Consider the following 22,442-nt stretch of genomic DNA (forward strand, 5'->3'; position numbering starts at 1 on the left):
GAACACCGGTACCTAAACCTGCACATTCCCCGGCAACAACGGTAACTTCGCCAGTTTCACCGCCACCAGCAACGCCACCACCAGCAACGCGCCGATGAACAGACCAACACCGTTCCACCCGCCCAAGTGCCAGGCCACGCCGCCGGCTGTACCCGCGACACTCGAGCCGGCGTAATAGCTGAACAGGTAAAGCGACGACGCCTGGCCCTTGGCTTTGAGGGCGCGGCGGCCGATCCAACTGCTGGCGACCGAGTGGGCGCCGAAGAAGCCGAAGGTGAACACCAGCATGCCCAGGACCACCAGCCACAACGGCGTGGCCATGGTCAGCGCGAGGCCGGCCAGCATCAGCGCGATGGTTGCCCAGAGCATTTTGCGCCGGCCGAGTTTGTCCGCCAGTGCGCCGATTTTTGCCGAGCTGTAGATGCCCGACAGGTACACCACCGACAGCAACCCGACAAAGGCCTGATCCAGGTGATAAGGCTCGGCCAGCAGGCGGTAGCCGATGTAGTTGAACAGCGTCACGAACGCGCCCATCAACACGAAAGCTTCAAGAAACAGCAGCGGCAAGCCAGCGTCGCGAAAGTGCATGGTGAAACCGTCCAGCAGGCTGCGCGGGTGCAGCGAGCGAGGGCGGAAGTTGCGCGACTCGGGAAGAATCCTCCAGAACACCGCCGCCGCGATCAAGGCCAGGCCACCGATCACCAGCATCGCGGTGTGCCAGCTGACAAAGTCGATCAAGACCCCGGTGATCAGGCGCCCACACATTCCGCCAATGGCGTTGCCGGCGATATACAGTCCCATCGCCAGGCCGATGTGCTTGGGGTGGATCTCCTCGCTCAAGTAGGTCATTGCGACCGCTGCCAACCCGCTCAACGACAGGCCCACCAAGGCGCGCAGCACCAATACGCCTTGCCAGGTCGGCATCATGGCACTGGCAATCGTACACGCCGAGGCCGCGAACAGTGCCGCGACCATCACCGGCTTGCGGCCGATGCGATCGGAAATCGGGCCGGTGATCAACAGGCCGATGGCGAGCATGCCGGTCGCCACCGACAGGATCAGGCTGCTCTGCGCCGCGTTGATGGAAAACTCCCGGGACAACAGCGGCATCATCGGTTGCACGCAATACAGCAGGGCGAAGGTCGCAAAGCCAGCGCTGAACAGCGCCAGCACCGTGCGCATGAACATCGGCGTGCCTTTCTCAATGTAAATGTCTTTGAGTTCGGCAACGGCATCGTCCTGCACACGTGGCGGGATTTCATGGGCCAATGGAGCGAGAGCAGTTTTCACGGTGGACCTCAATGGAGCACGGCCAGGCAGGCAATGGAAAAAGCATATAGCCGGCTAATGTTTCTATCCAATATATTGTTCGACCTGTTTAAGACGTTTTACGACCTATTGGATCGCCCCATGGAATTGCGTCACCTGCGTTACTTCATTGCTGTGGCCGAAGAACTGCACTTTGGCCGCGCCGCGCTGGCCTTGGGCATCTCCCAGCCGCCGCTGAGCCAACAGATCCAGGCGTTGGAGCAGGAGATCGGTGCGCGGTTGTTCGAGCGCACCAATCGTCGGGTCGAATTGAGCGAGGCCGGGCGGCTGTTCCTTGAAGAGGCGCGGCAGGTTCTGGTCCAGGTCGACAAGGCCGCCGACGTGGCCCGCCGTGCCCAGTTGGGCGAATTGGGCGAGCTGAAAATCGGCTTCACCTCCTCGGCGCCTTTCAACTCGACCATTCCCCAAGCGATTTTCACGTTCCGCCAACGTTTTCCAGCCGTGCACCTGAACCTGCGGGAAATGAGCAGCACCCAGGTGTCCGATGCCTTGCTGGACGACGCGATCGAGGTGGGCATCATGCGTCCGTTGCCATTGCCCGACGCCTTGCAGGAAATTGAGCTCAGCCGCGAGCCACTCGTCGCCGTGCTCAGCTCCAAACATCCCTTGGCCCAGGGCCACGAAAAAGGCCTTTTTCTCTCGGCATTGGCCCAGGAGCCGTTCGTGTTTTTCCCCCGCAGCTACGGCAGCGGCCTCTATGCGCAGCTCCTGAGCCTGGCCCGCGACGCCGGCTTCAGCCCGAACTTTGCCCAGGAAGCCGGCGAAGCCATGACCATCATCGGCCTAGTCGCGGCGGGGCTGGGCGTCTCGGTCCTGCCGGCGTCTTACCAGCGCATGCGTATTGATGGCGTGGTCTATCGACCGCTGCTTGACCCGGCGGCGGTGTCGGCGGTGTGGCTGGTGCAGCGCAAGGATCAGCGTTCGCCGATGGCGAAGGCGTTTGTGGAGTTGCTGACTAAAAATACGGCTGATGTTTGAGCTGATGTCGAGTCAATTGGACATGATGGGTGACAAGTCAGCCTGTTTGTGAAGGGCGCCGTGAGGCGCCCTTCTTCGAACTATTTACCGTATTCCTTAGCCCTCCCAAACCGTCGCAGGCTTATTGGCGTGATAGTCATAAAACCCTTGGAGGGTCCAGGTATCGCCCTTGCGTTCAAACGCGGCGCGCCATGCGCCTCTGCCGCTGCCTGGGGATAGCTGGGCCATGTCGTACCAGTAATATTTGTTGATTCGTTTTGTCGTGGCTCTGCCGGCTCGAATGTCATCCATGATTTCTGTCACCTTGGCTCTGGCTGCTTCGGGAAAGTTGTCATATGACATCTGGGTTTCTGCCAGTGTGCTGAGGCTCATCGTAAATTTTTCTGTTGCGGTGGATGCTTCTGCCAGTACCGGCGCAGTGCTGGTGGTCGGTGACTTGCCAGGAACCTTTTTCGTCGGGACCTGGGTCACGACTTCGATATCGAACGTGTCGTAGTTCGAGAGGTTTTTCGTGAAGTTGGTGATGTCCTCACTGGTGACCAATAAGGTCTTTCGCTGCGACTTGCCCTTGTTGGCGATGACATAAGGAATCTTATTGTTCCGGATTTCCGTCAGGAGCCCGGGCACGCGTCTTTTTTTCATCTCGTCCCTGAAGGCGCTGTACTTTTTATTCTTATATTCCAGGAGGTTTTCCGGATTTTCTTTGTATTTTTCCCTGGCGGCTTCTACTTCGGGCCCCTCCCCTGAGTACAGGTCGCCCAGCTCGGCCCAGAAGCGTTTTTCCGCGGCTTCGATCACGTCATGAATATCGCCCTGGATCTTATCCATGGCGGCTTTCTTTCGCCCCTGTTGAGGGGTGATGGTGATGAATAAGGCGCCGGTGAGGTTGTCTGTCAAGGAGGACATCATCATCTTGAAGTCGCCTTCGCTGTCGAAAAGCTCTTTCTTGAGCGGCAGGGTCATGTCGAATATTTTCATTTTTTGCGGGGGCGTAAGCACGATCCCCCTTTCCTCTGCGCTGATGTCCCGGGTGCAGTAGTCGACGGCCTGCCATACGTTGAATTTGTACAGCAGGCTTTCGTGGGGGTTTTTATGTTGCGCGAGGCCGTGGAGTCTTTTGTTTATCTTTATCTGGTTTATTCGGGAGCGATAAGTGTCGATGTCGCGAACGTGGATGTCATTCATGCTCTCACGCAGGATGCGCTCGGCCAGCTCTTCGGGCATTGAGTGGATGATCTTCTTTACCTGATTCACCACTTCCCGGGGCGGCCAGCGATGGTCCACCAGTACGCCTTCTACCAATGCGTTGTAGGTCTTCTGTTGCGGGGTTTCCGGAGTCCGGCCGAATAGACTTTGTATGATTCCGCCACCGAGCAGCCGTTTTGGCTCTTCGATCTGCCATCGGCCATTTTTCCAAGTCACTGGCAGTTGATGAGTACGGTTGTTCGACGCATAGATAATCCGTTCACCCGCTTGTATCGCTGTTTTACTGTAGCCACTCCCCAGCTTTAAATAGCCTTGTCCACCCGCGTCCCTGAACAGGTTACGACCCTCGGGTATCAGTCCCTTGCCGTCAAAGCCTTTCAGGAGGAACGGTCCCAGCTCCGGGTCAGGCATGCGCGGCAGGGACGACAGTTCTGGACGGTCCTTGCTTCGGCGTCGGGCTGCGCGGGCCATAATCAGATCCTGCCCGGCCTCAGCCATGACCTCTCCCAACCCGCTGATGAAGTCACTGGTCCACTGGCTGAAGCTGCCACCCTCGTCCTTTATTGCCGACACTGCGGCGCCTCCAGCCATCACCGGCAGAATCGCGCGGCCCAATACCCCGCCCAGGCGGCCCGCGTAGAACATGGCCATCGCCCCCGTCAGCAACGTGATGCCATTGCTGCGTCCCTCCTGGGCCGCTGCGCTGTTGCGCTCGGCGTTTGTCACCGTTAGCGCGTCAGCCGTCTTGAGCGCGTGGGTGACCTGGGTTTCGTGCAGTGCCTTGAGCAAGTCGCCTTTCACCACGGGGGAGGCGACCTTCAACGCGAAATCATCCTGAACCCGATGCTTTATCCATGAGAAGGTGGACTGCGTGACTTTCTTTATCTTCTCGTTGAGCGTCAGGTTTTCCGCTGCCGGCACCAGGCTGGCGAGTTGATCGGCTTGTTCCATCAGCGGCAGTTGTGAAATCAGCCAGCGGGTCATTTCCAGGGTGCTGATGAGTGTCTGGACCAGGACCGCTTCCAACGCCCTTTCGCTTTCTGCGTGGATGTCCCTGAACACTTTTGCGTCCGGCGCGCCCGGCGTGTACAGCGTCAATGAAGGCCGGCTGGAGAGTTTCCTGACGCCGAAGACCAGCAGCTCTTTCAGCACACTGTCGCCCCACTGGATCTGCCGGACCACCACCTCGTGCCCGTTGACCTTGCGGCGTGCCTCGGGCGTTGGGCTGTCCAACGCTGCCAGCACCAGGTTCAGGCCGGTGTTGTCCTTGTCGTGGGTAAAGTCACCCGAGATATGGGCGGCCCACGCTTGCGCCCGCATTTGCTTGGCTTTCAGGGACAGCCATTCGGCCTGGCGCTCCCGGGCCGCAAGACGCAACGCGGGCGGGATACGGGTACCCACGTTTGCCCTTTCAATGACCTCTACGATCTGCGCAAAGCTCAGCGGCCCCTCTTCGGTGTGGTGGGCAGCATTGCGCTCGTCCGGCGTCAGGTTGGCCATCGCCCATTCCGTCATGGACCGGCAGTCATCGAATATCGCCTCCACGTGGCCTCGCGATAAACCAGACCCGAACGGCGACTCGCCGGTCGGTGCGCGCGGGTCGAGGGTCTGCCTGCGGATACACAGGGATACCTGGTCAGGATCGACCGGGGCGTATTTGTCCTTGATGAACCCGGCGAGCAGCGTGCGGGTCCGGTCCCGGAGGGCGTCAAGGGAAGCCAGTGTCACGGGATCTGGCGGGGGAGGGGTATCCGCCAGGGATGTCTGCAAGTCCTGTAGCGCGTTCCACCAGGACACGCGGTCGCTGCCGATGACGTTCGGGTTGGCGTGCAGCCAGTCGTCCAGTTTTTTCTGGTACAGCCGTAACGCGCGCTCGTCCATGGCGCCCGCCAGGTCCAGCCTATCCTTGACGTTCGCCGCGGCATCGATCCTGTCTATCCAGGTATTGATCTTCTCATCTTCTCCCGGCCCGTTCAGCAGCGCATCGCTCACGGCGGTTTTTTGCGCCGCTCGCAGGTCCGTAACCAGGTGGGCAAGGAAATTCCCGGCGATGGGAGCGGTGGTCACTTCATACTGAACGTCATCGTCCGTCTCCAGACTGGCTTTCAGCGCCGCCAGGTCAGCGTATACCTCCAGCGGCTTACCCGGGCTGTACAACAGCGCGCTTCCCGGGTAGTCGACATTGTCACGCTGGGTCAACGCAACGGAGCCCGACACCGGCACGCTGAACCCCCACCCTTCGGGGGTGATACTCAGGCCATAGACCCCGGGCCGGTCACGCTCCGCCAGCCTGGCGCGATCCGTCGCGTCCGGTGCCGACAGCGCATGCTCCGTTACTGCCTTGTGCAGCGGCAGGCTGAGTGTTCCGTCCAGTTGGTGGAGATCGGCCTGTGCCTTGAGTTGCCTACCGAATTCATCGGCCAGCCATTCGCTGACGCTGCGGTCCTGGCTAGGGTCGGGCGGGTTGTCCCAGAAGTCGTCCAATGCCCGCGCCAGCAGTCGTTCATACGACGCGGGAGTGATGCTTATCAGCTGCTTGACTGCTTGCTTGGCGTCACGGCTATTCAGGGCTGCCGGCATATCCGTGACGCCGTTCAGATCGGTGACGATGTCGATATTGCCCAATTCGTCGAAGAGCTCGTGCGCATTGATCTTTCCTGCCACCGCACGCCAGAAAAGCCTGCCGAGGGGGACCGTTTCCGCCACCTTGCGTTTAAATGCCAGCGTGTCGGTTGTGCCCTCAGCTTGGGGGACTGCTTCGTCTTGCAGCCGGCACACGAGTATTTCGTTGATTGCCAGCTTGTTCAACAGGGTGGGGAAGGCTTTGCTGAACCAGTCATCCACGTGCTGTGCAGCCACTTTCGAGGCGCGCGGAACAGCGTCGTTCAGACGGATCATCTGTTGCTGCGAGGCATTGAGTTGGTTCACCAGCAGGGCGCTAGCGGTCTGTAACGGGTTTTTCTCCAGCATGTTCTCTTCCTGAGAAATTTTCGGAAGGAACAACCTATTGAAGACGCGCGAAGAGGGGGCGGTATATAGATACCGCATGGAGCGGTGTCAGGCGGTGTACAGGGATTAAGGACACATCATTCAGGTGGGAGCGAGCTTGCTCGCGATGAACCCTGCCGGGTCATGCCGACGGTTATTTTTTATCACGCAAAAATGTCAGGATCGCCTCGCAGGTCGCCTGGGTTTTTTCTTCCAGTACCCAATGCCCGGTATTGTGCAATATGAAAGAGTACGGTTGCGTAGTGATGTATTTGACTTGTTCGGCCAAGGTCTTTCCTCTCGAATGATCCCCTCCAATGGTGAGCACAGGCAGCGTCAGTTTATGGTGGGCGAACGCTTGGTTGTCATTCACATCATTCTCTAGCCAGGCCGAATAAAGCTTGAAGGCCGCCTCCATGCGTCCAGGCCGGGAATAATCTTTCACCAGCGCAGTCCGCACGCTATCCGACACTGGATGGTTGCGGGAAAATACAAAGTTATCAAAAAACATGTTCAGGTAAGTTTCTTCCCGTCCTTGGACCATGTTCAAGGCTGCCTCGCCAAAGAAGCGAAAGTGCCATTTGCTTGCAATGCCACCTGCCGGGTCCCCGTTGTAAACCGTTTCCCATCCCGGGATGCCAGGAATGAATCCGTCCATCAAGATAATACGTTTGGTTTCATCCGGATAAAGTGCCCCGTAGGCATAGGCAATAATCAAACCCATATCATGGCCGACAACATCGACCCGCTTGATGTTCAGGCTGCTGACCAGCTCGTGCAAATCGTGCGCCATGCTTTTTTTGTCATAGCCGCTTTCTGATACATCAGTTTTCCCCGCGCCGCGATAATCAGGAACGATAGGCGTATGACCGGCACGCACCAATTGCCCCATCAACGCCTCCCAATTACGCCAGCTTCCGGGAAACCCATGCACCAGCAACACCGGGTTTTCGCCATCACCGCTTATAAGATAGTGAAGGCGAATGCCATTCACATAGGCATAGGCACGTGTAAACGTTGCTCCGTCGACAACAATGGTGTTTTGTTCAATAGAAGATGATGTGGCCTGCTGTCGAGAAGACACGGGTGGGACGCCCGACCAAGCTATTGCATCCATCAGTTTCTTATCCATTTTGGAAACCGGATTTAATTTAGTTACAGCTCATAAGGCGAGCAGGGTTGTCGAGCGTTAACCTGCAAGGTATTTGAAAATGGAGAAGCCTTTTGGCAGATGTTTAAAGCCTGAAGCCATTCCCAATCTCACCGATACTGTCGAAGATGACAGTTCCGACAAGCGGTAAGACAGCTGCATGGTTGCGCTTACATATAAGACATCCCGTTGCTGCCTCAGCGGTCGGTTAGGCCCTGCGCTACGCTGGGGGCTTCAGGTCTTTCTCCGGAGATAACAGTTGATCGTCAAAAGAGCACTTTCTGGGGGGCACTCATTTATTGAGTGTTATGGCTTCAGTTTGGTCTTTAAATATTTTCGGAAGTTGAGTGGTCTGCTTTCCGAGTTTTTGCCGGCGGGAGGCTGTGTCAATCCTTGGAACACGATCCTTTCGATACTGAAACTTTGTGGTGACGGGGCGCGAACACTCCAAAAAAGGGCTGCTGCGCAGCCCAGCGGGAGCAAGCTCCCTCGCCACAAGGGAAGCGTCGAGGGTTTCTTTAGCGCTTTACTGCACCTTCGCCAAATCCCCTTTCAACGCAACGCCCGCCATGATCGCGCCAGCGTGGCATTCGTAGGTGGTCGGGTCCTTGCGTTCGTTGCTCTTGTAGAAGCTGACGATGTTGGTGACGGCGTTGGCACCGGCATTCTTGGCGGCCTGGTGCAGGCTGATCAGGGCCGATTGCAGGACCCATTCGCAGGCGACTTCATCGGATTTGTTGAAGGCGTTGGTTTTCTTGTTGGTCACCGCGCCTGGGCTGACCACGGTGACGTTGCCGGCCGGTTTGTTGCCGGCCAGGTAGAACTTCACGCTGCCGTCGATCTTGCCGGTGCGGATGGCTTCCGCGACGACTTTGTCGAAAGGCAGGAACAGCGCGGTATCACGAGCCTGGCTGATGGCCGGCAGAGTGCTGAGCAACAGGGCGGCGGTAACGGCGATTTTCTTCAACGACATCATGGTCTCCTTGACGAGGGGTAGCAGCAGTTTGAATTCGGTTCAGTGCCAGCGACGGAAGATCAGCGAGGTGTTGACCCCTCCGAAGGCGAAGTTGTTGTTCATCACGTATTCGTTGCTCATCGACCGGAACTCGTTACGCAGGTAGTCGAGCTTGCCGCACTGGGGATCGACCTCGTCGAGGTTGAAGGTGTGCACGTACAGGTCGCGGTTCATCATCTCGATGCTGAACCAGGATTCCAGCGCCCCGCAGGCACCCAGGGTGTGGCCGAGGAAGCTTTTCTGCGAGCTGATGGGCATGTGTTCGCCGAACAGGCTGCTGGTGGCCAGGGTTTCGGCGATGTCGCCCTGTTCGGTGGCGGTGCCGTGGCCGTTGACGTAGCCGATGGCAGCAGGCTCCAGACCGGCGTCCTCCAGGGCCAGTTCCATGGCCCGGCGCATGGTGCTCAGTTCGGGACGGGTGGCGTGCTGGCCGTCGGCGTTACTGCCAAAACCGACGATTTCGGCATGAATCCGCGCGCCACGGGCCAGGGCATGTTCCAGTTCTTCGAGGACCAGCATGCCGGCGCCTTCACCGATCACCAGGCCATCGCGATCCTTGTCGTACGGGCGTGGGCTGGTCTGTGGGGCATCGTTTTTCAGGCTGGTGGCGTAGAGCGCGTCGAAGACCATCGCTTCGGTCGGGCACAGCTCTTCCGCGCCACCGGCCAGCATCAGCGGCAGGCGGCCGAACTTGATCGCCTCGTAGGCATAGCCGATGCCGTGGCTGCCGCTGGTGCAGGCGCTGGAAGTGGGGATCAGGCGCCCGGTCAGCCCGAAGAAGATGCTGATGTTGGCCGCCGTGGTGTGGGGCATCATCCGTACATAGGAATTGGCGTTCAGCCCTTCGGCCACGCTGTTGAGCAGCATGTTGCCAAAGGCCTTGATCTCGTCGGTGCTGCCGGTGGACGAACCGCAGGACACACCCATGCGCCCGTCCTTGATCGACTCATCGCCCAAGAGACCGGCGTCGGCCAGGGCCTGTTCCGCCGCGCCCACGGCCAGGCGCGAGACCCGGCCCATGCTGCGCAGTTGCTTGCGCGTCCAGTGGGCCGGGACCTGGAAATCGTCGATAGGCCCTGCCAGGCGGGTGTTCAGTTCGCTGAAGCGATCCCACTCATCCATGCGACGGATGCCGCTGCGGTTGGCGGCGAAGTTGGCGGCGATGGTGTCCCAGTCGCTGCCCACGGAGGTGATGCCGGCCATGCCGGTGACGACGACGCGCTTCATCAGCACAGACCTCCGTTGACGGCCAGGACCTGGCGAGTGATGTAGCCGGCTTCGGCGGACATCAGGAAGTTCACCGCGCCCGCCACCTCTTCTGGAGTGCCCATGCGCTGGGCGGGGATCATTTTCATCAGTTCTTCCACGGGCACGTTTTCATCGAGCATGGCGGTATCGATCAGGCCAGGCGCGACGCAATTGACGGTGATCTTGCGCTTGCCCAACTCGATTGCCAATGCCTTGGCCGCGCCGATCAAGCCAGCCTTCGACGCACTGTAGTTGACCTGGCCGCGGTTGCCGATCAGCCCCGAAACCGAGGTGATACAGACGATACGCCCGGCGGCGCGACGGCGGATCATCGGCATCATCACCGGATGCAGGACGTTGTAGAAACCGTCGAGGTTGGTGCGCATCACCACATCCCAGTCGTCCTCGCTCAGGGCCGGGAAGGCTCCATCGCGGGTCAGGCCGGCGTTGAGCACCACGCCGTAATAGGCACCGTGGGTTTCGACATCGGCTTCGAGAATGGCTTTGCACGCGGCGCGGTCGGACACGTCGAACTGCAGCACCCGGGCATTGCGGCCCAGGGCCTGGATTTGCGCCTGGACGGTTTCGGCCTCGGCGCGGCCACTGCGGCAATGCAGCACGATGTCGTGCCCGGCCTGGGCCAGGCGCAGGGCGATGGCGCGGCCGATGCCACGGCTGGAGCCGGTGACCAGTACGGATTCAGTCATGGCTGGTTTCCTGTTGCGGACGGTTCATTGAGGTATTGGGCGGCCTGGGGCGGGCGGAACACGTTCAGCCGGGCCGTGGCATGGATGCCAGGGGCGCGGATGTGGCATTCGAACACGCCCATGCCATTGTCGTCTTCCAGGGAGCGCACGCCATGGATGGTCAGTTCGGCGCCGACAGGGAAATATTCGACGTTGCATTCGAACTTGCGGGTGCCAAGCAGGAAACCCAGCTCCACGGCATCGCCGCGTCGGCGTGCATGGCAACCGGCAAACGCCGCGACACTCTGGGCCATCAGCTCGATGCCGACCCAGGCCGGCAGCCCGCCGTCGTCACGGCTGAACAACCCGCCGGGCCTGACGGTGGCGAGGGTATGGATCTGCTCGTCATCGAAGTCCAGGATCCGATCGATGAGGATCATGTCGCCTGCGTGGGGCAGCAGTTCGGCGAGCGGCCAGTCAGTCATGGGGCGTCTCCGATAATCAGGCTGACGTTGTTGCCGCCGAAGGCGAATGAATTGCTCATCAGGCGGCGCGGTGAGGTTGGGTTCAGGCGGGTGTTGGCGTTTACCCAGTCGAGCGCCGGCAACTGGGGATCGGCCTGGCCATCCCAGACATGCGGTGGCAGGGCCTGGGCGGTGTTTTGTGTGCTCAGGCTCAACCAGCAGAACGCTGCTTCAAGTGCCCCGGCTGCGCCGAGGGTGTGGCCGGTCATGGGCTTGGTTGATGAGCAGGGCACCCCCGCCGGAAATAGCCCGGCCACGGCCTGGCTTTCCATGGCGTCGTTGTGTTGCGTGGCGGTGCCGTGCAGGTTCAGGTAGTCGATCTGACTGGGCTCAAGACCTGCGCAATGCAGGGCTTTTTCCATGGCCTGGCGGGCGCCGCGACCACTGGGCTCCGGGGCGGAAATATGGTGCGCATCGGAACTGGCGCCGTCGCCGAGCAAGGCAATCGGTGTTCCTTCGCCCGGCGTCTTGCTCATGAGGAACAGCACGGCTGCTTCGCCAATGTTGATGCCGCTGCGGTTTACCGAAAACGGATTGCAGCGTTCGCTCGACACCGCTTCCAGCGCCGAAAAACCATTGAGGGTCAGTTTGCACAGGCTGTCCACGCCACCGCAGAGCACGGCATCGCACAGCCCCAGGTCCAGCAGGCGCCGGGCACTCATCAAGGCGCGGGCGCTGGAGGTGCAGGCGGTGGAAATCACGTAGGACGGGCCACTCAGGTCGAGCCAGTCGGCGAGAAAGTTGGCCGGCGCGCTGAGCTCCTGTTGCTGGTAGTCGTAGCCGTCGGGGAAGCGCTGTTCGCGCAGATAATGGGCGATACCGCTACTGGCTTCATCGATGCCCGAGGTACTGGTACCTAGCACGATGCCGATCCGCGCACGCCCATAGATCTTGATGGCCTGGTCGATCTCGGTGCGGATCTGCAAGCCCGCTTCCAGCAGTAACTGATTGTTGCGGCTGCCTTGCGCCGCCAGGGCGGCAGGGATGGGCGCGAGTGCGCCCGACACCGAGGCCACCGGCAATGCACGCTCGGCCACCCAGCCCGCCTCGACCCGCACACCCGAGCAGTCGCCGGCAAACAGGTTGCGCGCAACGGTATGTTTGTCGCGGCCCAGGGCGCAAATCACTCCAAGGGCATTCAAATAGGCAGTCATGGGGTGCTCTCGGTCAACGGTGTGATGCGGTAGTGCGGGCCTTGGGGCAGGCTTAGTTCAAAATCCAGCGGTCGCTCGTAGCGCACCTGCCAGCGGGAATCGAGGGTTCGTTGCGATGCCCGCTGGCGGGCGGCCGGGTAGTTGCCGGCAAGTTCGGCTTCGGGTGTGAGGGCGAACAGCAGCGCGGCGAACAACTCCCGGGCCTCGGCGTTGGGTGGCAGCAGACCGTCGGCCTGCCATTGGCCGTCGACCAGGCGTTGGCGGGCTACGGGAATGCCCAGCGGGTCCATCATTGACCAGCGCAGGCCGCTGTTTTCGCGCTGGACCACCAGCAACCAATCCTGACGTTGACCGGCCAGTTGCCGCTCGATGTGCAATTGCAGTGGCAGCGCCAGGGTCGGCGTGCGCTCGGGCAGCGGCGCGTGGCTGGCGCAGGCACTGAGCAGCAGCAGGCAGCCGATAAGCAGGAAACGAATCATCCGGCGGTCCCTTCGACGGGCTTGCGGGCCACCACATTGACCAGGGTTTCCTCCCGCTCGCCAAACGGCTTGGGGCGGCGCAGGCCAAAACGCTCCAGCAGGCCGAAGTCTTTGGAACGGCTCCACCACAGGTACGGATAAGACACGTTTTGGGCTTCGAATTGGAAACCCTGGCTGCGGATCATGTCCAGGTACTGGGCGGCACTTTTCTGCACGTGCATCGGGTGGCGGAACAGCCAGCGGATCACCCAGGTATCGATGTAGGCTTCGGTGGACTCGGCGAACATCAGGTAGCCGCCGGGCTTGAGTACGCGATAGAACTCGGCGAGGGCTTTGTCCTGCTCCACCAGGTGATGGAAGGTCTGGTGGCAGAACAACAGGTCGACACTGGCATCCGGCACCGCCAACGTCGCGCAGTCGCTGCCGATCAATTCCACGGTCATGCCCTGGCGCGCCGCTTCCTCCACGCTCAGGTCAAGGCTATGGGGATCGGCGTCCACGCCGATCAGATGTTGCGGCGCAAATACCTGGCGCAGGTACTGGAACGACTTGCCCTGGCCGCAGCCAGCGTCCAGCAGCACCGGGTTGGCCGGCAGCGGGGTACTGAACAGGCTGCGCAGGTCGTTGACCGCTACCCGCAACACGTGGTGCTGCCAGGTGTGGCTGCGCAGGAACCAGAAACCGAAGCGGGTCTCTTCGACGTAGTTGTCGCTCAGGTAGCTCATGGTTGCTGACTCATGGTGCCGGGCTCGCACAGATTTCCGAGAGCATGCGCAGGCGCCGCTTGGGTTCGCTGACGAACGGGTTGCGCTGATCCCAGGCGTAGCCAGCCAGGATCGAGCTGATCATGCGACGAATGTCGGCCGAGCCTTCGGTGTAGAAAATCACGTCCTGGAAGGTGCCGGCGTACCAGCCCTCGACGTAGCAGCGGAAGGTGTCGACGCCGCGCTTGAGTGGTTCGGCGAACTCGCTTTGCCAGTCGACGCTCTCGCCTTGCAACTGCCGATGCAGCACGCCAGCCGCCATGCTCGCCGAGCGCATGGCGATGGTCACGCCGGAGGAGAACACCGGGTCGAGGAATTCCGCGGCATTGCCCAGCAGGGCGAAGCCGGGACCGTGCAGGGTCTTGACGTTGGCCGAATAGCCGCCGATGGTCCGCGCCGGGGTATCCCATACCGCGTTTTTCAGCACCGCGGCCAGGCTTGGGGTTTCGTCGATGAAGCCGCGCAGGCAGGCATCGAGATCGTCGGTGCGGCCGGCGAAATGCTCTGCTGCCGCGACCACGCCCACCGAGCAGCGTCCGCCGCTGAACGGAATGGTCCAGAACCACACGTCGCGTTTGCTCGGGTGGGTGGTGATCAGGATTTTTTCCCGATCAAAATTCGCCGAGTCAATGCGATCTTCAATGTGGGTGAACACCGCTTGGCGGATCGGGAAATTCGACGGAGCCTCAAGGTCCAGCAGGCGTGGCAAGACCCGCCCATAGCCGCTGGCGTCAAGCACGAAATCGGCCTCGACCCGGTACTCGCTGCCATCTTCGCGCTGCACGCCCAGTTGGGGTTTGGCGAGGGTGAAATCGGCGTTGGCAATAGCTTGGCCATAACGGATCTCCACGCCTTGCAGCGCGGCCTGGTCGGCCAGCAACTTGTCGAAGTCGGCGCGCTGCACCTGGAAGGTCGTGGGCTTGCCATTGCTGAAGGTTTCGCCGAAATCGAAGGCGCTGTAGCGCTCGCCCCAGGCGAACGCTGCACCGTTCTTGCGTTGGAACCCGGCGGCGTTTACCGCCTCGAGCATGCCGGCCTCTTCGACGAAATCCAGGCAATGGGACAACAAGCTCTCGCCGATGGAGAACCGTGGGAAATGCTGGCGTTCGACGACCAGCACATCATGGCCTTTGCGCTTGAGCAGCGCGGCCGCGATGGCCCCGGAAGGGCCTGCGCCGATGATGACGACCTGTCGACGTTCCATTTCAACTGTTGGCACTGGGGCTCCTGGCCGGGACGGCAATCAAGGGAATACGGTGGAAGCCGGCCATGGCCGGCAGCAATGTCGCGATCAGGCCCATCAGCATCAGGGCAAAGTACAACGCCGGGCTGATGAGCTGTTGTTGCAGCAGCAGGTTGAGGAACACGATTTCACTCAAGCCGCGAATGTTCAGCAAAACACTTTCGCGCCATCGACTGGCGCCGGCGAACGAAGCCCCCGCCCAGCCCAGCCCCAGCCAGTTGCCCAGCAGCTTGCTGGCAATCGGTAACAGCAGCAATGCGCCCATCTGTACCCAATCGAGGCGACTCATCGCGCTGTGGACATCGACTTGCACAATGCCGAAGGTGAGGATCAGCGGTATCGCCACGTAGGTTTGCAAACCTTGCATCCAGCTTGCTTTGAGCGGCAATACCAACGGCACCTTGAGCATGGCCATGCACAGCAGATAACCGATGCCGACAATCAGTGCGTTGAGCCGGTAGTGTTCGGCCACCACCAGCAGGGCGAAAAAGATCCCGCTGTGCAGCAACGGTTGGCGCAGGCCGAGCAGTCGCAACAGCAGCGGCACGCAGGCGCTGGCCAATGGCAGCAGCAGGCTGCCCAGGTGCAGGCTGCCCTGGGCCAGGGCGAACAGGCTCCAGCAGGTCAGGTCGATCAGAATCGCGGTTTGCACCAGGCGCCGGGTGGCGATGGACGGATAGCCGATGTGCCGCAGGTACAGGTACAGCACCGGGATCGCGGTAATTGCAAACAGCAGTCCCACCGCCAGGGAGCTGATCCAGGGCTGGGGCGGCAGCAGCCAGAGCGCCGTCGCCAAACCGCAGGCAAACGGAACGCCGAAGCTTGGCAAGGCGATCTTCAGGCTTTGGCGGTCCAGGCGCAGGTCGATCACATCGCTGAGAATGTGCCCCAGCAACAGCGCAAACCCGAGGCTGTAGAGATTTTTCAGCCACACCGGCGATACCAGTTGCGCGCCGTTGAGTGACCAGCCGGGCTCGATCCAAAAGTACATCAGCAACGGCAGGCCAAACGTCGCCAACAGCAATTGGCTGACAATCGGGATCAGCCCGAAGCGACGACCTATGAGTGTCGTTACCGCGAACAGCCCCAGGGCCATGAGCCAGAACGCCAGGATCATCATGGGGTGGGCTCCGCGACCGTCGCCGCGTGGGCCTGACGCCCACCTGCCCAAGGCGCCAGCATGAAACTGAACGCCAGCCCCAGGCTCACCGCCAAGCCGAAATTACTCACCGCCGGCGTGCTGGAAAGCGCCAGCAAGCCGAACGACAGCCAAGTGGTGACCGCTGCCAGCAACGTGCCCAGCAGGCTCACCGCCGCGCCGCCGATCTGCTCGCGCATCAGGATCGCGTAGTCGACGCCGATGGCCGTCACCAGCAACAGGCCGAACAGGCTGAACAGCGTCAACGGCTCTCCCAGCCAACCGAGGCTCGCCAGGCTGCACAGCGCGGCCAGCAGCGGCAGGGCGACGATGCGCAGGGCGCCGCCGACGCCGAACGGCCAGATCAACACCAGTACGATCAGCACGCAGGACGCCAGTTTCAACTCGGCGGCGCTGATCTGCGTGGCGGCGAACACCCGGTTCAGGTCCCCCAGGCGATCCACCAGTTGTACGCCGGGCAAATCTACCGCTTGCACCCGCAGCAGTGCGGCGTCGTTCAAACCTTGCAGGCTGACCATCGCCGCTACGCCTTGCGCTGTCGGGCCGAGCCAGAGCGTGCGGTACGGCTCGGCCAACGGACCGGTCAGCGCGGCGTCAATGTCGGTCACCGGCAGGGCTTGTAATTGCGCCAGTTCCGCTTGCAGTGTGGCGACCGGTACGCCCAGATCCAGCAGCGGTTGCCAGAACGCCGGCAACCGGGCCAGGGCCTCGCGCACTTTCTGCTGTTCGGCCGGGGAGTTGACCAATTGGTTCAGGGACAGATAGCCCTGGAGTTTTTCCAGGCCGATCAATTGGTCCAGTCGCTCGTTGAGCGCTGTCTGGCGCTCCAGCAGTTGTGATTGATCGGTGGCGCGGATCAGGAAGAATTGGCTGGTGGGCTGGAAACCGGTGATGCGAGCAATGTCGCGGGCTTCGTCGGTCAGGTGCTGGGGTGTGCCGATCCACTGGCGGATGTCGTTCTTCGTGGTCAGGTGCCAGAGCCCGCCCGCGCAGAAGGCCAGCAGCAGCACCAGCAGGACGGGGGTGCCCACCCGCGTCACCAGCGTTGTGCGGGCGTTGAGCAGGTGTTCGCAGAGCTGCAGCGGCCACTGGGCCGGACGCAACTCGGCGCCCTTGAGCAGCGCCGGCAGCAGGCAGACCGCGCTCAGGTAGGCGCCGATCAGCCCGGCGGCGGAAAATATCGCGATCTGGGTCAGGGCCGGGAATGGCGTCCAGGCCAGGGCCAGGTAACCGATGCAGGTGGTCATCAGGCTCAGGCTCAGCCCCGGCAGGGTCAGGCGCAGGGCTGGCCAACTGCGCCAAGGCTTGAGGCTCCAGCTTTTGGACAGGTAGTGCAGAGGGTAATCCACGGCCACGCCGATCAGGCTGGAACCCAGCACCAGGGTCATGACGTGCATGCGGCCAAACAGCGCCACGCAGGCCACCGCGCCGAACAGCATGCCCACCAGTACCGGCACGAATGCCAGCCACACCCGCAAGCGCCGGAAGGCCAGCAACAGCAGCAGCAAGATGCCGACCGTCGCCCCACCGCCGACCCAGGTGATTTCCCGTGATGCCTGTTGCTGGCCGCTGGCGGCGTACAGCAGGCCGCTGGCCGCCAGCAGTTGCCCCTGGGCCTGGCCCGCCTGATCGCGGCTGTGCTGCAGTAACTCGGCGACTTTCAGCGGCAGGTTCATGTCGAAAGCGTTGCCATGGGTACGGGCCCGCAGCATCACCCAATGTTTGCCATCGGCTTCGGCGATCAATGCACCGCTGCCCACGTCCAGCTGTATCGCGCCGCGTTGCGGCTGGCTGTTCTGGATGCGCCCGGTCAGGCCCAGCCAGTCGTCCTGACTCGGCACCAGGCTGAAGCCGCTGAACGGGTCGAACAGGGCCTGCACCCGTTGTTGGATGAACACCTGGGGCTGGTCGATCAACTGCTGGCGGTCTGCCGCCGAGAGCATCGCCAGCCGTCCGTTAAGCAATTGCGTGCGCAGCGCCGGCAGGTCGGCCTGCAACGTCCACTGGACCTGGTCGAACAGGCCGCTGGCTTGCCACTGCTCGCCAAGTTTCTGCGCCAGGGCGATGGCTTGTTGGCGGTCGGCGTGACCGACCAGCACCAGCACCTCGCGGTTCAGCGGCTCCTGCATGCGTTGCTCGGCGGTGATCTCCAAGGCATCGGGAGACGTCCCCGGCACCAGTTCCATGAGATTGGCCGACAGCGGCGCGCCGTTGCGCCATTGCCAACCGGCAAGCGCCAACACCGCCAGCAGCAGGATCAGGAACAGCCGCGGCAGCCTCCGTTCACTCGGCAAAATCATGTTGTTCCGCTTCGCTCAAAGGTTGTGCGTGGGTAGCGTCTTGCATGCGCAGTACGGTGCTGTCGCCCTGGGTTTCCAGCAGTTCGATGCGTTGCACCAGTTCGCCGCCGTCGATGTTGATCTGGTTGAAGACCTGTTTGAGCAGCATCGAACGTGGGGTCAGGGTGAGTTTCCACTGCTGCGGTTCGCCTGACAGGCTCAGCTCGAAGTCCCGTTGCAAGCCAGTGCTGTCGCCCTGCAACACCGCCAGGAACAGACGGTTCTGCTCGGCCCCGGCGCTCTTGTTCGGCAGCATCTGCCAGGTGTTGCCATCCCGCCGGGCGATGCCCTGGGCGGTGATGCGGTAGTCCTGTTGCAGCGGGGTTTGCAGCAGCCAGAGCAGGCCGTGGTTTTTCGCCAGGACAAAACGGCCCTTGCTGGTGAGGGGCTGGGGCAGGGCGCGCAGGTGTTTTTCCTGGATGAACTGGCCGTGGATCACGTCCGGGCGGGCCAGTTGATCGCTCAACTGTTGCAGGTCGAAGGCCTGGGCCAGGGGCGACAGGCAGCACAACAGTAGCCAGGCAGACAGGCGCTTCATGGCAGTGTCCTTTCGACGGCTTCGACAAATACCCGGGGCGAGGCCAGCAGCATTTCACGGCGGCTCATATCCACGGCCACCTGTACGGAGCTGGCTCGGGTCAGGCGTTCGCCGGTTGCTGCGTCGCTGATCAGGTAGTTGATCTTCAGGCGGTTTTCCCATTCCACCAGGCTGGCGCGCACGGTCAGGGTCTGGCCGAACACGGCGCTGCGCACGTAGCGCAGTTGCAGGTCGATGATCGGCCATGCATGGCCGGACTCGAGCATGTCGTTGTAGTTGTGGCCGATCCGGTCGAGCAAGGCGCAACGGGCCACTTCCAGGTATTTGACATAGTGACCGTGCCAGACCACGTTCATCGAATCGACGTCGAAAAACGGCACCACAATCTGGGTGTCGACGTGCAGCAGTCCCTTGCTACGCATGCAGCCTCCAGTGTTGTTCGGCGATGCGTTGCAGGCACAGGCGCAGTTCGCCTTCCAGGGCGCGGTCTTCGATAACCGGTGCGAAATCCTCGGCCAGTTGTTCGTGCATGGCGGCCAGGGCCGGTGGCAGTGGTCGCGCGTCTTCAGCCCGGCTGCGCAGCCATACGCCCTGGTTGGCGGCCAGCAGCGTCGCGGCGGCGACTTGTTCGGTCAGTTCCAGCACGCGGATCGCATCCCGGGCGGCAATGGTGCCCATGCTCACCTTGTCCTGGTTGTGGCATTCGGTGGAGCGTGAGAACACGCTGGCCGGCATGGTGTTTTTCAGAGCCTCGGCGGTCCAGGCGCTGGTGCCGATCTGCACGGCCTTGAAACCATGGTTGAGCATCGCCCGCTCGGCGCTGGCGCCGGACAGGTTGCTCGGCAGGCCATGGTTGTAGCGCTCGTCCACCAGCAGCGCGAGTTGTCGATCCAGCAAGTCGGCGACGTTGGCCACCAGGTTCTTCAGGCTGTCCATGGCGAAGGCGATATGCCCGCCGTAGAAATGCCCACCGTGCAGCACCCGCTCGGCTTCGGCGTCGATGATCGGGTTGTCGTTGGCGCTGTTGAGTTCGGTTTCGATGAACGAGCGCAGCCAGTTCAGACTGTCGGCCAGCACGCCGAGCACATGGGGGGCGCAGCGCAGAGAGTAGCGATCCTGCAGGCGATGCAGCGGTGCAGTCGGGGCGTCGATCGCCAGGTCCTTGCGCAGCCACGCGGCGACTTGCATCTGCCCCGGGTGTGGCTTGGCGGCGAACAGGCGCTCGTCGAAGTGTTCCGGGTTGCCTTGCAGGGCGACGACGTTGAGCGCGGTGATGCGGGTTGCCAGTTGCAGCAGGTAATCGGCGCGGGCGAAGGCCAGGCAGGCCAGGCCAGTCATCACGGCGGTGCCGTTCATCAGCGCCAGGGCTTCCTTGGGCCGCAGCACCAACGGGGTCCAACCGAGTTCGCGGTGCACATCGGCGGCCAGGCGGCGTTCGCCACCGAACATCACTTCCCGCTCGCCGGACAGGGTCGCGGCGACGTAGGACAGCGGCGTCAGGTCGCCGCTGGCGCCCACCGAGCCTTCTTCCGGAATCAGCGGCAGGATGTCGTGTTCGAGAAAGGCCTGCAGGCGTTCCAGCAACTCCACCCGGACCCCGGACACGCCGTGGCACAACGACTGCAAACGCGCCGCCAACACCGCGCGAGTGGCCTGGGCGTCCAGCAGCTTGCCCAGGCCGCAGCCGTGGAACGTATACAAGTGACGCGGCAGGGCTTCGACGTGGTGCAACGGCACGGCCACTACGCAGGAATCGCCGTAACCGGTGGTCACGCCGTAGATCACGCCTTCCTTGTCCAGCAAGGAATCGAGGAATTGCGCACCCTTGGCGATGCGCTGGCGGAACGCCGGGTCATCCTGCAACTGCGTCGGCGCGTGACGGTTGGCCAGGGCCAGCACATCTTCGATGCGCAAGGGGCGTTCGCCGAAGGTCACCGGCTCAAGAGTGGGCATCGTCATCGGTCTTCCAGAAAGGGTAAAAGTTGAACCACTGTTGGGGGGCCTGGAGGCAATACTGTGCCAGGCGTTCGGCGTAGCGGCCGGCCCAGTGGGCGATCACTTGCTCGCGGTCGTTGCGTTTCCACAGCACGGCATCGGCGAAGGGCTCGAGGGTGACGCGATAGCGCCCCTCGTGCTTGAGGCACATCAGCAGGTTGACCGGGCATTTCAGCAGGCCGGCCAGCAGCCACGGCCCTTGGGGAAAGGCGGCGCGATGGCCCATGAAGTCCACGGTCACGCTGCGCCCGCCGTGCAGCGGCACGCGGTCGCCGGCAATCGCCAGCCACTCGCCGCGCTCCAGGCGTTCGCTCAGTTGCAGCATGATCACCGGGTCCAGCTCGCTGACCTGGATCAGCCGCAGGTGCGTGGCGCCGGCTTCACCCAGCAAGCGATTGAACTGCTCGGCGTGTTTGGTGTGCACCAGCACGTTCATGGTCACTTTCTCACCCAGCTCGGCCAGGGCCCGGCACATTTCCAGGTTGCCCAGGTGCGCGCCCACCAGCATCTGACCGCGGGTGTCACGCAAATGATTGCGCAGCAGCGCCTTGTCGACGATTTCGATCTGTTCGATGCTCAGCTTGCCGTTCCAGACATCGAGCTTGTCCAGCAGGGAGTCGGCGAACGCCATGAACTGGCCGAATACCCGCCGATGGGTCGGGCGCAGGTCGGGGCGCTCGCTCCAATCGGCCAGGCGCTGCTGATATTGCCAGGCGGCCTGCCGGGCGCTGCGACCGAACACGAAGAAATACAGGACGATGCCGTACAGCAGTGGGCTGAGTAGCCGGCGGCCCAGCACCTTGGCGGCGAACGCGGTGAATTTCATCAGCCAGAAACTGCCGCGTTCCTGACGGTCGGCCCAGTGTTGTTTATCTGCCTGAAGGCTCATGCCCGCCACCGTCGCCAGAGAATCAAGGGAGAACGCACCAGCATGCCGAAGAACAATCGGGTGTGCATGCTGGAAATCAGCACGTTGTCGTGGAACAGGCGAAAGTGCGAGACCCCGTCCTGGGGGTAGTGAACCCGGGTGTGCAACCAGCGCATCGGTTGGTTGCGCCAGGCCAGGCGCACGAGGATGTCGGAGTCGAAGTCCATGCGCTTGCCGATGTTCGCCGAGTCGATCAGCGCCAGGGTCGGTGGCAAGGGATAGACCCGAAAGCCGCACATGGAGTCGCGGATTTGCAGGGACAGGCTGTTGATCCAGACCATGACGTGCGTCAGGTAGCGCGCATAGAGACGGCCTTTCGGCACGCTGGCGTCGTATTGCGGATAGCCGCAGATCACTGCGTCCGGGTGGGCGCGGGACTGCTCGATAAAGGCTTTAACGTCGCCAAGGTCGTGCTGGCCGTCGGCATCCACCTGCAAGGCGTGGCTGAAGCCCAGGCGCGAAGCCTCCCGCAGGCCGGTCATCACCGCGCCGCCCTTGCCCTGGTTGACTGCCAGCCGTATCAGATGCACCTGCTCGCCGTCGGCCAGTTGCTCCAGCACGGCCGCGCAGCCCGGGCTGCTGGCGTCGTCCACCAGCACACAGGGCAGGCCGTTGGCGAGCAACGCCTGGACCACGGCGCAGATGGCGGTTTCGTGGTTGTAGACCGGAATGACGGCGCAGGGGTTATGCATGCGGCATGTCTCGGTGGCTAAAGTGCA

The 22,442-nt window shown here is 62.0% G+C and carries 19 protein-coding genes; 1 reads left to right on the forward strand and 18 read right to left on the reverse strand.

What is annotated here, in order from left to right; all coding sequences use genetic code 11:
- Positions 1-12: 12 nt before the first annotated feature.
- Positions 13-1,269: an MFS transporter gene (locus ACWNZ1_RS18400; protein ID WP_420825046.1), complete on the reverse strand. Its 1,257-nt coding sequence runs from the start codon at positions 1,267-1,269 to the stop codon at positions 13-15.
- Between the two features lie 141 nt (positions 1,270-1,410).
- Between ACWNZ1_RS18400 and ACWNZ1_RS18405 the strand changes: the two genes are divergently transcribed.
- Entirely contained in the window at positions 1,411-2,307 is an 897-nt protein-coding gene (locus ACWNZ1_RS18405) for a LysR family transcriptional regulator (RefSeq protein ID WP_135843331.1), read from the forward strand.
- A gap of 96 nt (positions 2,308-2,403) precedes the next feature.
- Here ACWNZ1_RS18405 and ACWNZ1_RS18410 read toward each other — a convergent pair whose 3' ends face one another.
- The 17 genes from ACWNZ1_RS18410 to ACWNZ1_RS18490 form a co-directional block, all read right to left on the reverse strand.
- A complete protein-coding gene (locus tag ACWNZ1_RS18410; RefSeq protein WP_456027793.1) occupies positions 2,404-6,483 on the reverse strand; it encodes a dermonecrotic toxin domain-containing protein in 4,080 nt (1,359 codons plus the stop codon).
- A gap of 172 nt (positions 6,484-6,655) precedes the next feature.
- A complete protein-coding gene (locus ACWNZ1_RS18415) occupies positions 6,656-7,633 on the reverse strand; it encodes an alpha/beta fold hydrolase (protein WP_456027794.1) in 978 nt (325 codons plus the stop codon).
- A 544-nt stretch (positions 7,634-8,177) separates the two neighbouring features.
- Positions 8,178-8,624 (reverse strand): excinuclease, encoded by a 447-nt coding sequence (locus ACWNZ1_RS18420; RefSeq protein ID WP_025211438.1) that lies wholly within the window; start codon positions 8,622-8,624, stop codon positions 8,178-8,180.
- Between the two features lie 42 nt (positions 8,625-8,666).
- Entirely contained in the window at positions 8,667-9,893 is a 1,227-nt protein-coding gene (locus ACWNZ1_RS18425) for a beta-ketoacyl-ACP synthase (protein WP_256454118.1), read from the reverse strand.
- A complete protein-coding gene (gene fabG / locus ACWNZ1_RS18430; RefSeq protein ID WP_122565330.1) occupies positions 9,893-10,621 on the reverse strand; it encodes a 3-oxoacyl-ACP reductase FabG in 729 nt (242 codons plus the stop codon). The genes ACWNZ1_RS18425 and fabG overlap by 1 nt, the downstream gene beginning before the upstream one ends.
- Positions 10,618-11,085, reverse strand: a complete 468-nt coding sequence (locus ACWNZ1_RS18435; protein WP_135843334.1) for a hotdog family protein — start codon at positions 11,083-11,085, stop codon at positions 10,618-10,620. The genes fabG and ACWNZ1_RS18435 overlap by 4 nt, the downstream gene beginning before the upstream one ends.
- Positions 11,082-12,278 carry a beta-ketoacyl-[acyl-carrier-protein] synthase family protein gene (locus ACWNZ1_RS18440; RefSeq protein ID WP_256454119.1) on the reverse strand — a complete coding sequence of 399 codons (1,197 nt, stop codon included), beginning with the start codon at positions 12,276-12,278 and terminating at the stop codon, positions 11,082-11,084. The genes ACWNZ1_RS18435 and ACWNZ1_RS18440 overlap by 4 nt, the downstream gene beginning before the upstream one ends.
- Positions 12,275-12,757 carry a DUF3261 domain-containing protein gene (locus tag ACWNZ1_RS18445; RefSeq protein WP_135843336.1) on the reverse strand — a complete coding sequence of 161 codons (483 nt, stop codon included), beginning with the start codon at positions 12,755-12,757 and terminating at the stop codon, positions 12,275-12,277. The genes ACWNZ1_RS18440 and ACWNZ1_RS18445 overlap by 4 nt, the downstream gene beginning before the upstream one ends.
- On the reverse strand, positions 12,754-13,482 hold the full coding sequence (locus ACWNZ1_RS18450; RefSeq protein ID WP_256454120.1) for a class I SAM-dependent methyltransferase: 729 nt from the start codon (positions 13,480-13,482) through the stop codon (positions 12,754-12,756). The genes ACWNZ1_RS18445 and ACWNZ1_RS18450 overlap by 4 nt, the downstream gene beginning before the upstream one ends.
- 10 nt (positions 13,483-13,492) lie before the next feature.
- Positions 13,493-14,740 (reverse strand): NAD(P)/FAD-dependent oxidoreductase, encoded by a 1,248-nt coding sequence (locus ACWNZ1_RS18455; RefSeq protein WP_265072619.1) that lies wholly within the window; start codon positions 14,738-14,740, stop codon positions 13,493-13,495.
- Positions 14,727-15,884, reverse strand: a complete 1,158-nt coding sequence (locus ACWNZ1_RS18460; protein WP_256454122.1) for a cation:proton antiporter — start codon at positions 15,882-15,884, stop codon at positions 14,727-14,729. Before ACWNZ1_RS18460 ends, ACWNZ1_RS18455 begins: the two co-directional genes overlap by 14 nt.
- The gene (locus ACWNZ1_RS18465) at positions 15,881-18,223 is read right to left on the reverse strand and encodes an MMPL family transporter (protein WP_456027795.1); all 2,343 of its coding nucleotides are present in this window, start codon (positions 18,221-18,223) and stop codon (positions 15,881-15,883) included. The genes ACWNZ1_RS18460 and ACWNZ1_RS18465 overlap by 4 nt, the downstream gene beginning before the upstream one ends.
- Positions 18,207-18,800 carry an outer membrane lipoprotein carrier protein LolA gene (locus ACWNZ1_RS18470; RefSeq protein WP_135843341.1) on the reverse strand — a complete coding sequence of 198 codons (594 nt, stop codon included), beginning with the start codon at positions 18,798-18,800 and terminating at the stop codon, positions 18,207-18,209. The genes ACWNZ1_RS18465 and ACWNZ1_RS18470 overlap by 17 nt, the downstream gene beginning before the upstream one ends.
- Positions 18,797-19,222: an acyl-CoA thioesterase gene (locus ACWNZ1_RS18475; RefSeq protein ID WP_256454124.1), complete on the reverse strand. Its 426-nt coding sequence runs from the start codon at positions 19,220-19,222 to the stop codon at positions 18,797-18,799. Before ACWNZ1_RS18475 ends, ACWNZ1_RS18470 begins: the two co-directional genes overlap by 4 nt.
- Positions 19,215-20,759: an HAL/PAL/TAL family ammonia-lyase gene (locus ACWNZ1_RS18480; protein WP_135843343.1), complete on the reverse strand. Its 1,545-nt coding sequence runs from the start codon at positions 20,757-20,759 to the stop codon at positions 19,215-19,217. Before ACWNZ1_RS18480 ends, ACWNZ1_RS18475 begins: the two co-directional genes overlap by 8 nt.
- Positions 20,740-21,684 (reverse strand): LpxL/LpxP family acyltransferase, encoded by a 945-nt coding sequence (locus ACWNZ1_RS18485; RefSeq protein WP_256454125.1) that lies wholly within the window; start codon positions 21,682-21,684, stop codon positions 20,740-20,742. The genes ACWNZ1_RS18480 and ACWNZ1_RS18485 overlap by 20 nt, the downstream gene beginning before the upstream one ends.
- A complete protein-coding gene (locus ACWNZ1_RS18490; protein ID WP_135843345.1) occupies positions 21,681-22,415 on the reverse strand; it encodes a glycosyltransferase family 2 protein in 735 nt (244 codons plus the stop codon). The genes ACWNZ1_RS18485 and ACWNZ1_RS18490 overlap by 4 nt, the downstream gene beginning before the upstream one ends.
- Positions 22,416-22,442 lie beyond the last annotated feature (27 nt).

Source organism: Pseudomonas sp. CFBP 5748 (genome assembly GCF_053850495.1).

Coding starts and splice junctions, on each gene's coding strand:
- ACWNZ1_RS18465 (WP_456027795.1), bottom strand. CDS start 18,223: ATGATTTTGCCGAGTGAACGGAGGCTGCCGCGGCTGTTCCTGATCCTG.
- ACWNZ1_RS18445 (WP_135843336.1), bottom strand. CDS start 12,757: ATGATTCGTTTCCTGCTTATCGGCTGCCTGCTGCTGCTCAGTGCCTGC.
- ACWNZ1_RS18450 (WP_256454120.1), bottom strand. CDS start 13,482: ATGAGCTACCTGAGCGACAACTACGTCGAAGAGACCCGCTTCGGTTTC.
- ACWNZ1_RS18475 (WP_256454124.1), bottom strand. CDS start 19,222: ATGCGTAGCAAGGGACTGCTGCACGTCGACACCCAGATTGTGGTGCCG.
- ACWNZ1_RS18470 (WP_135843341.1), bottom strand. CDS start 18,800: ATGAAGCGCCTGTCTGCCTGGCTACTGTTGTGCTGCCTGTCGCCCCTG.
- ACWNZ1_RS18415 (WP_456027794.1), bottom strand. CDS start 7,633: ATGGATAAGAAACTGATGGATGCAATAGCTTGGTCGGGCGTCCCACCC.
- ACWNZ1_RS18420 (WP_025211438.1), bottom strand. CDS start 8,624: ATGTCGTTGAAGAAAATCGCCGTTACCGCCGCCCTGTTGCTCAGCACT.
- ACWNZ1_RS18490 (WP_135843345.1), bottom strand. CDS start 22,415: ATGCATAACCCCTGCGCCGTCATTCCGGTCTACAACCACGAAACCGCC.
- ACWNZ1_RS18410 (WP_456027793.1), bottom strand. CDS start 6,483: ATGCTGGAGAAAAACCCGTTACAGACCGCTAGCGCCCTGCTGGTGAAC.
- fabG (WP_122565330.1), bottom strand. CDS start 10,621: ATGACTGAATCCGTACTGGTCACCGGCTCCAGCCGTGGCATCGGCCGC.
- ACWNZ1_RS18480 (WP_135843343.1), bottom strand. CDS start 20,759: ATGACGATGCCCACTCTTGAGCCGGTGACCTTCGGCGAACGCCCCTTG.
- ACWNZ1_RS18485 (WP_256454125.1), bottom strand. CDS start 21,684: ATGAGCCTTCAGGCAGATAAACAACACTGGGCCGACCGTCAGGAACGC.
- ACWNZ1_RS18435 (WP_135843334.1), bottom strand. CDS start 11,085: ATGACTGACTGGCCGCTCGCCGAACTGCTGCCCCACGCAGGCGACATG.
- ACWNZ1_RS18460 (WP_256454122.1), bottom strand. CDS start 15,884: ATGATGATCCTGGCGTTCTGGCTCATGGCCCTGGGGCTGTTCGCGGTA.
- ACWNZ1_RS18405 (WP_135843331.1), top strand. CDS start 1,411: ATGGAATTGCGTCACCTGCGTTACTTCATTGCTGTGGCCGAAGAACTG.
- ACWNZ1_RS18425 (WP_256454118.1), bottom strand. CDS start 9,893: ATGAAGCGCGTCGTCGTCACCGGCATGGCCGGCATCACCTCCGTGGGC.
- ACWNZ1_RS18440 (WP_256454119.1), bottom strand. CDS start 12,278: ATGACTGCCTATTTGAATGCCCTTGGAGTGATTTGCGCCCTGGGCCGC.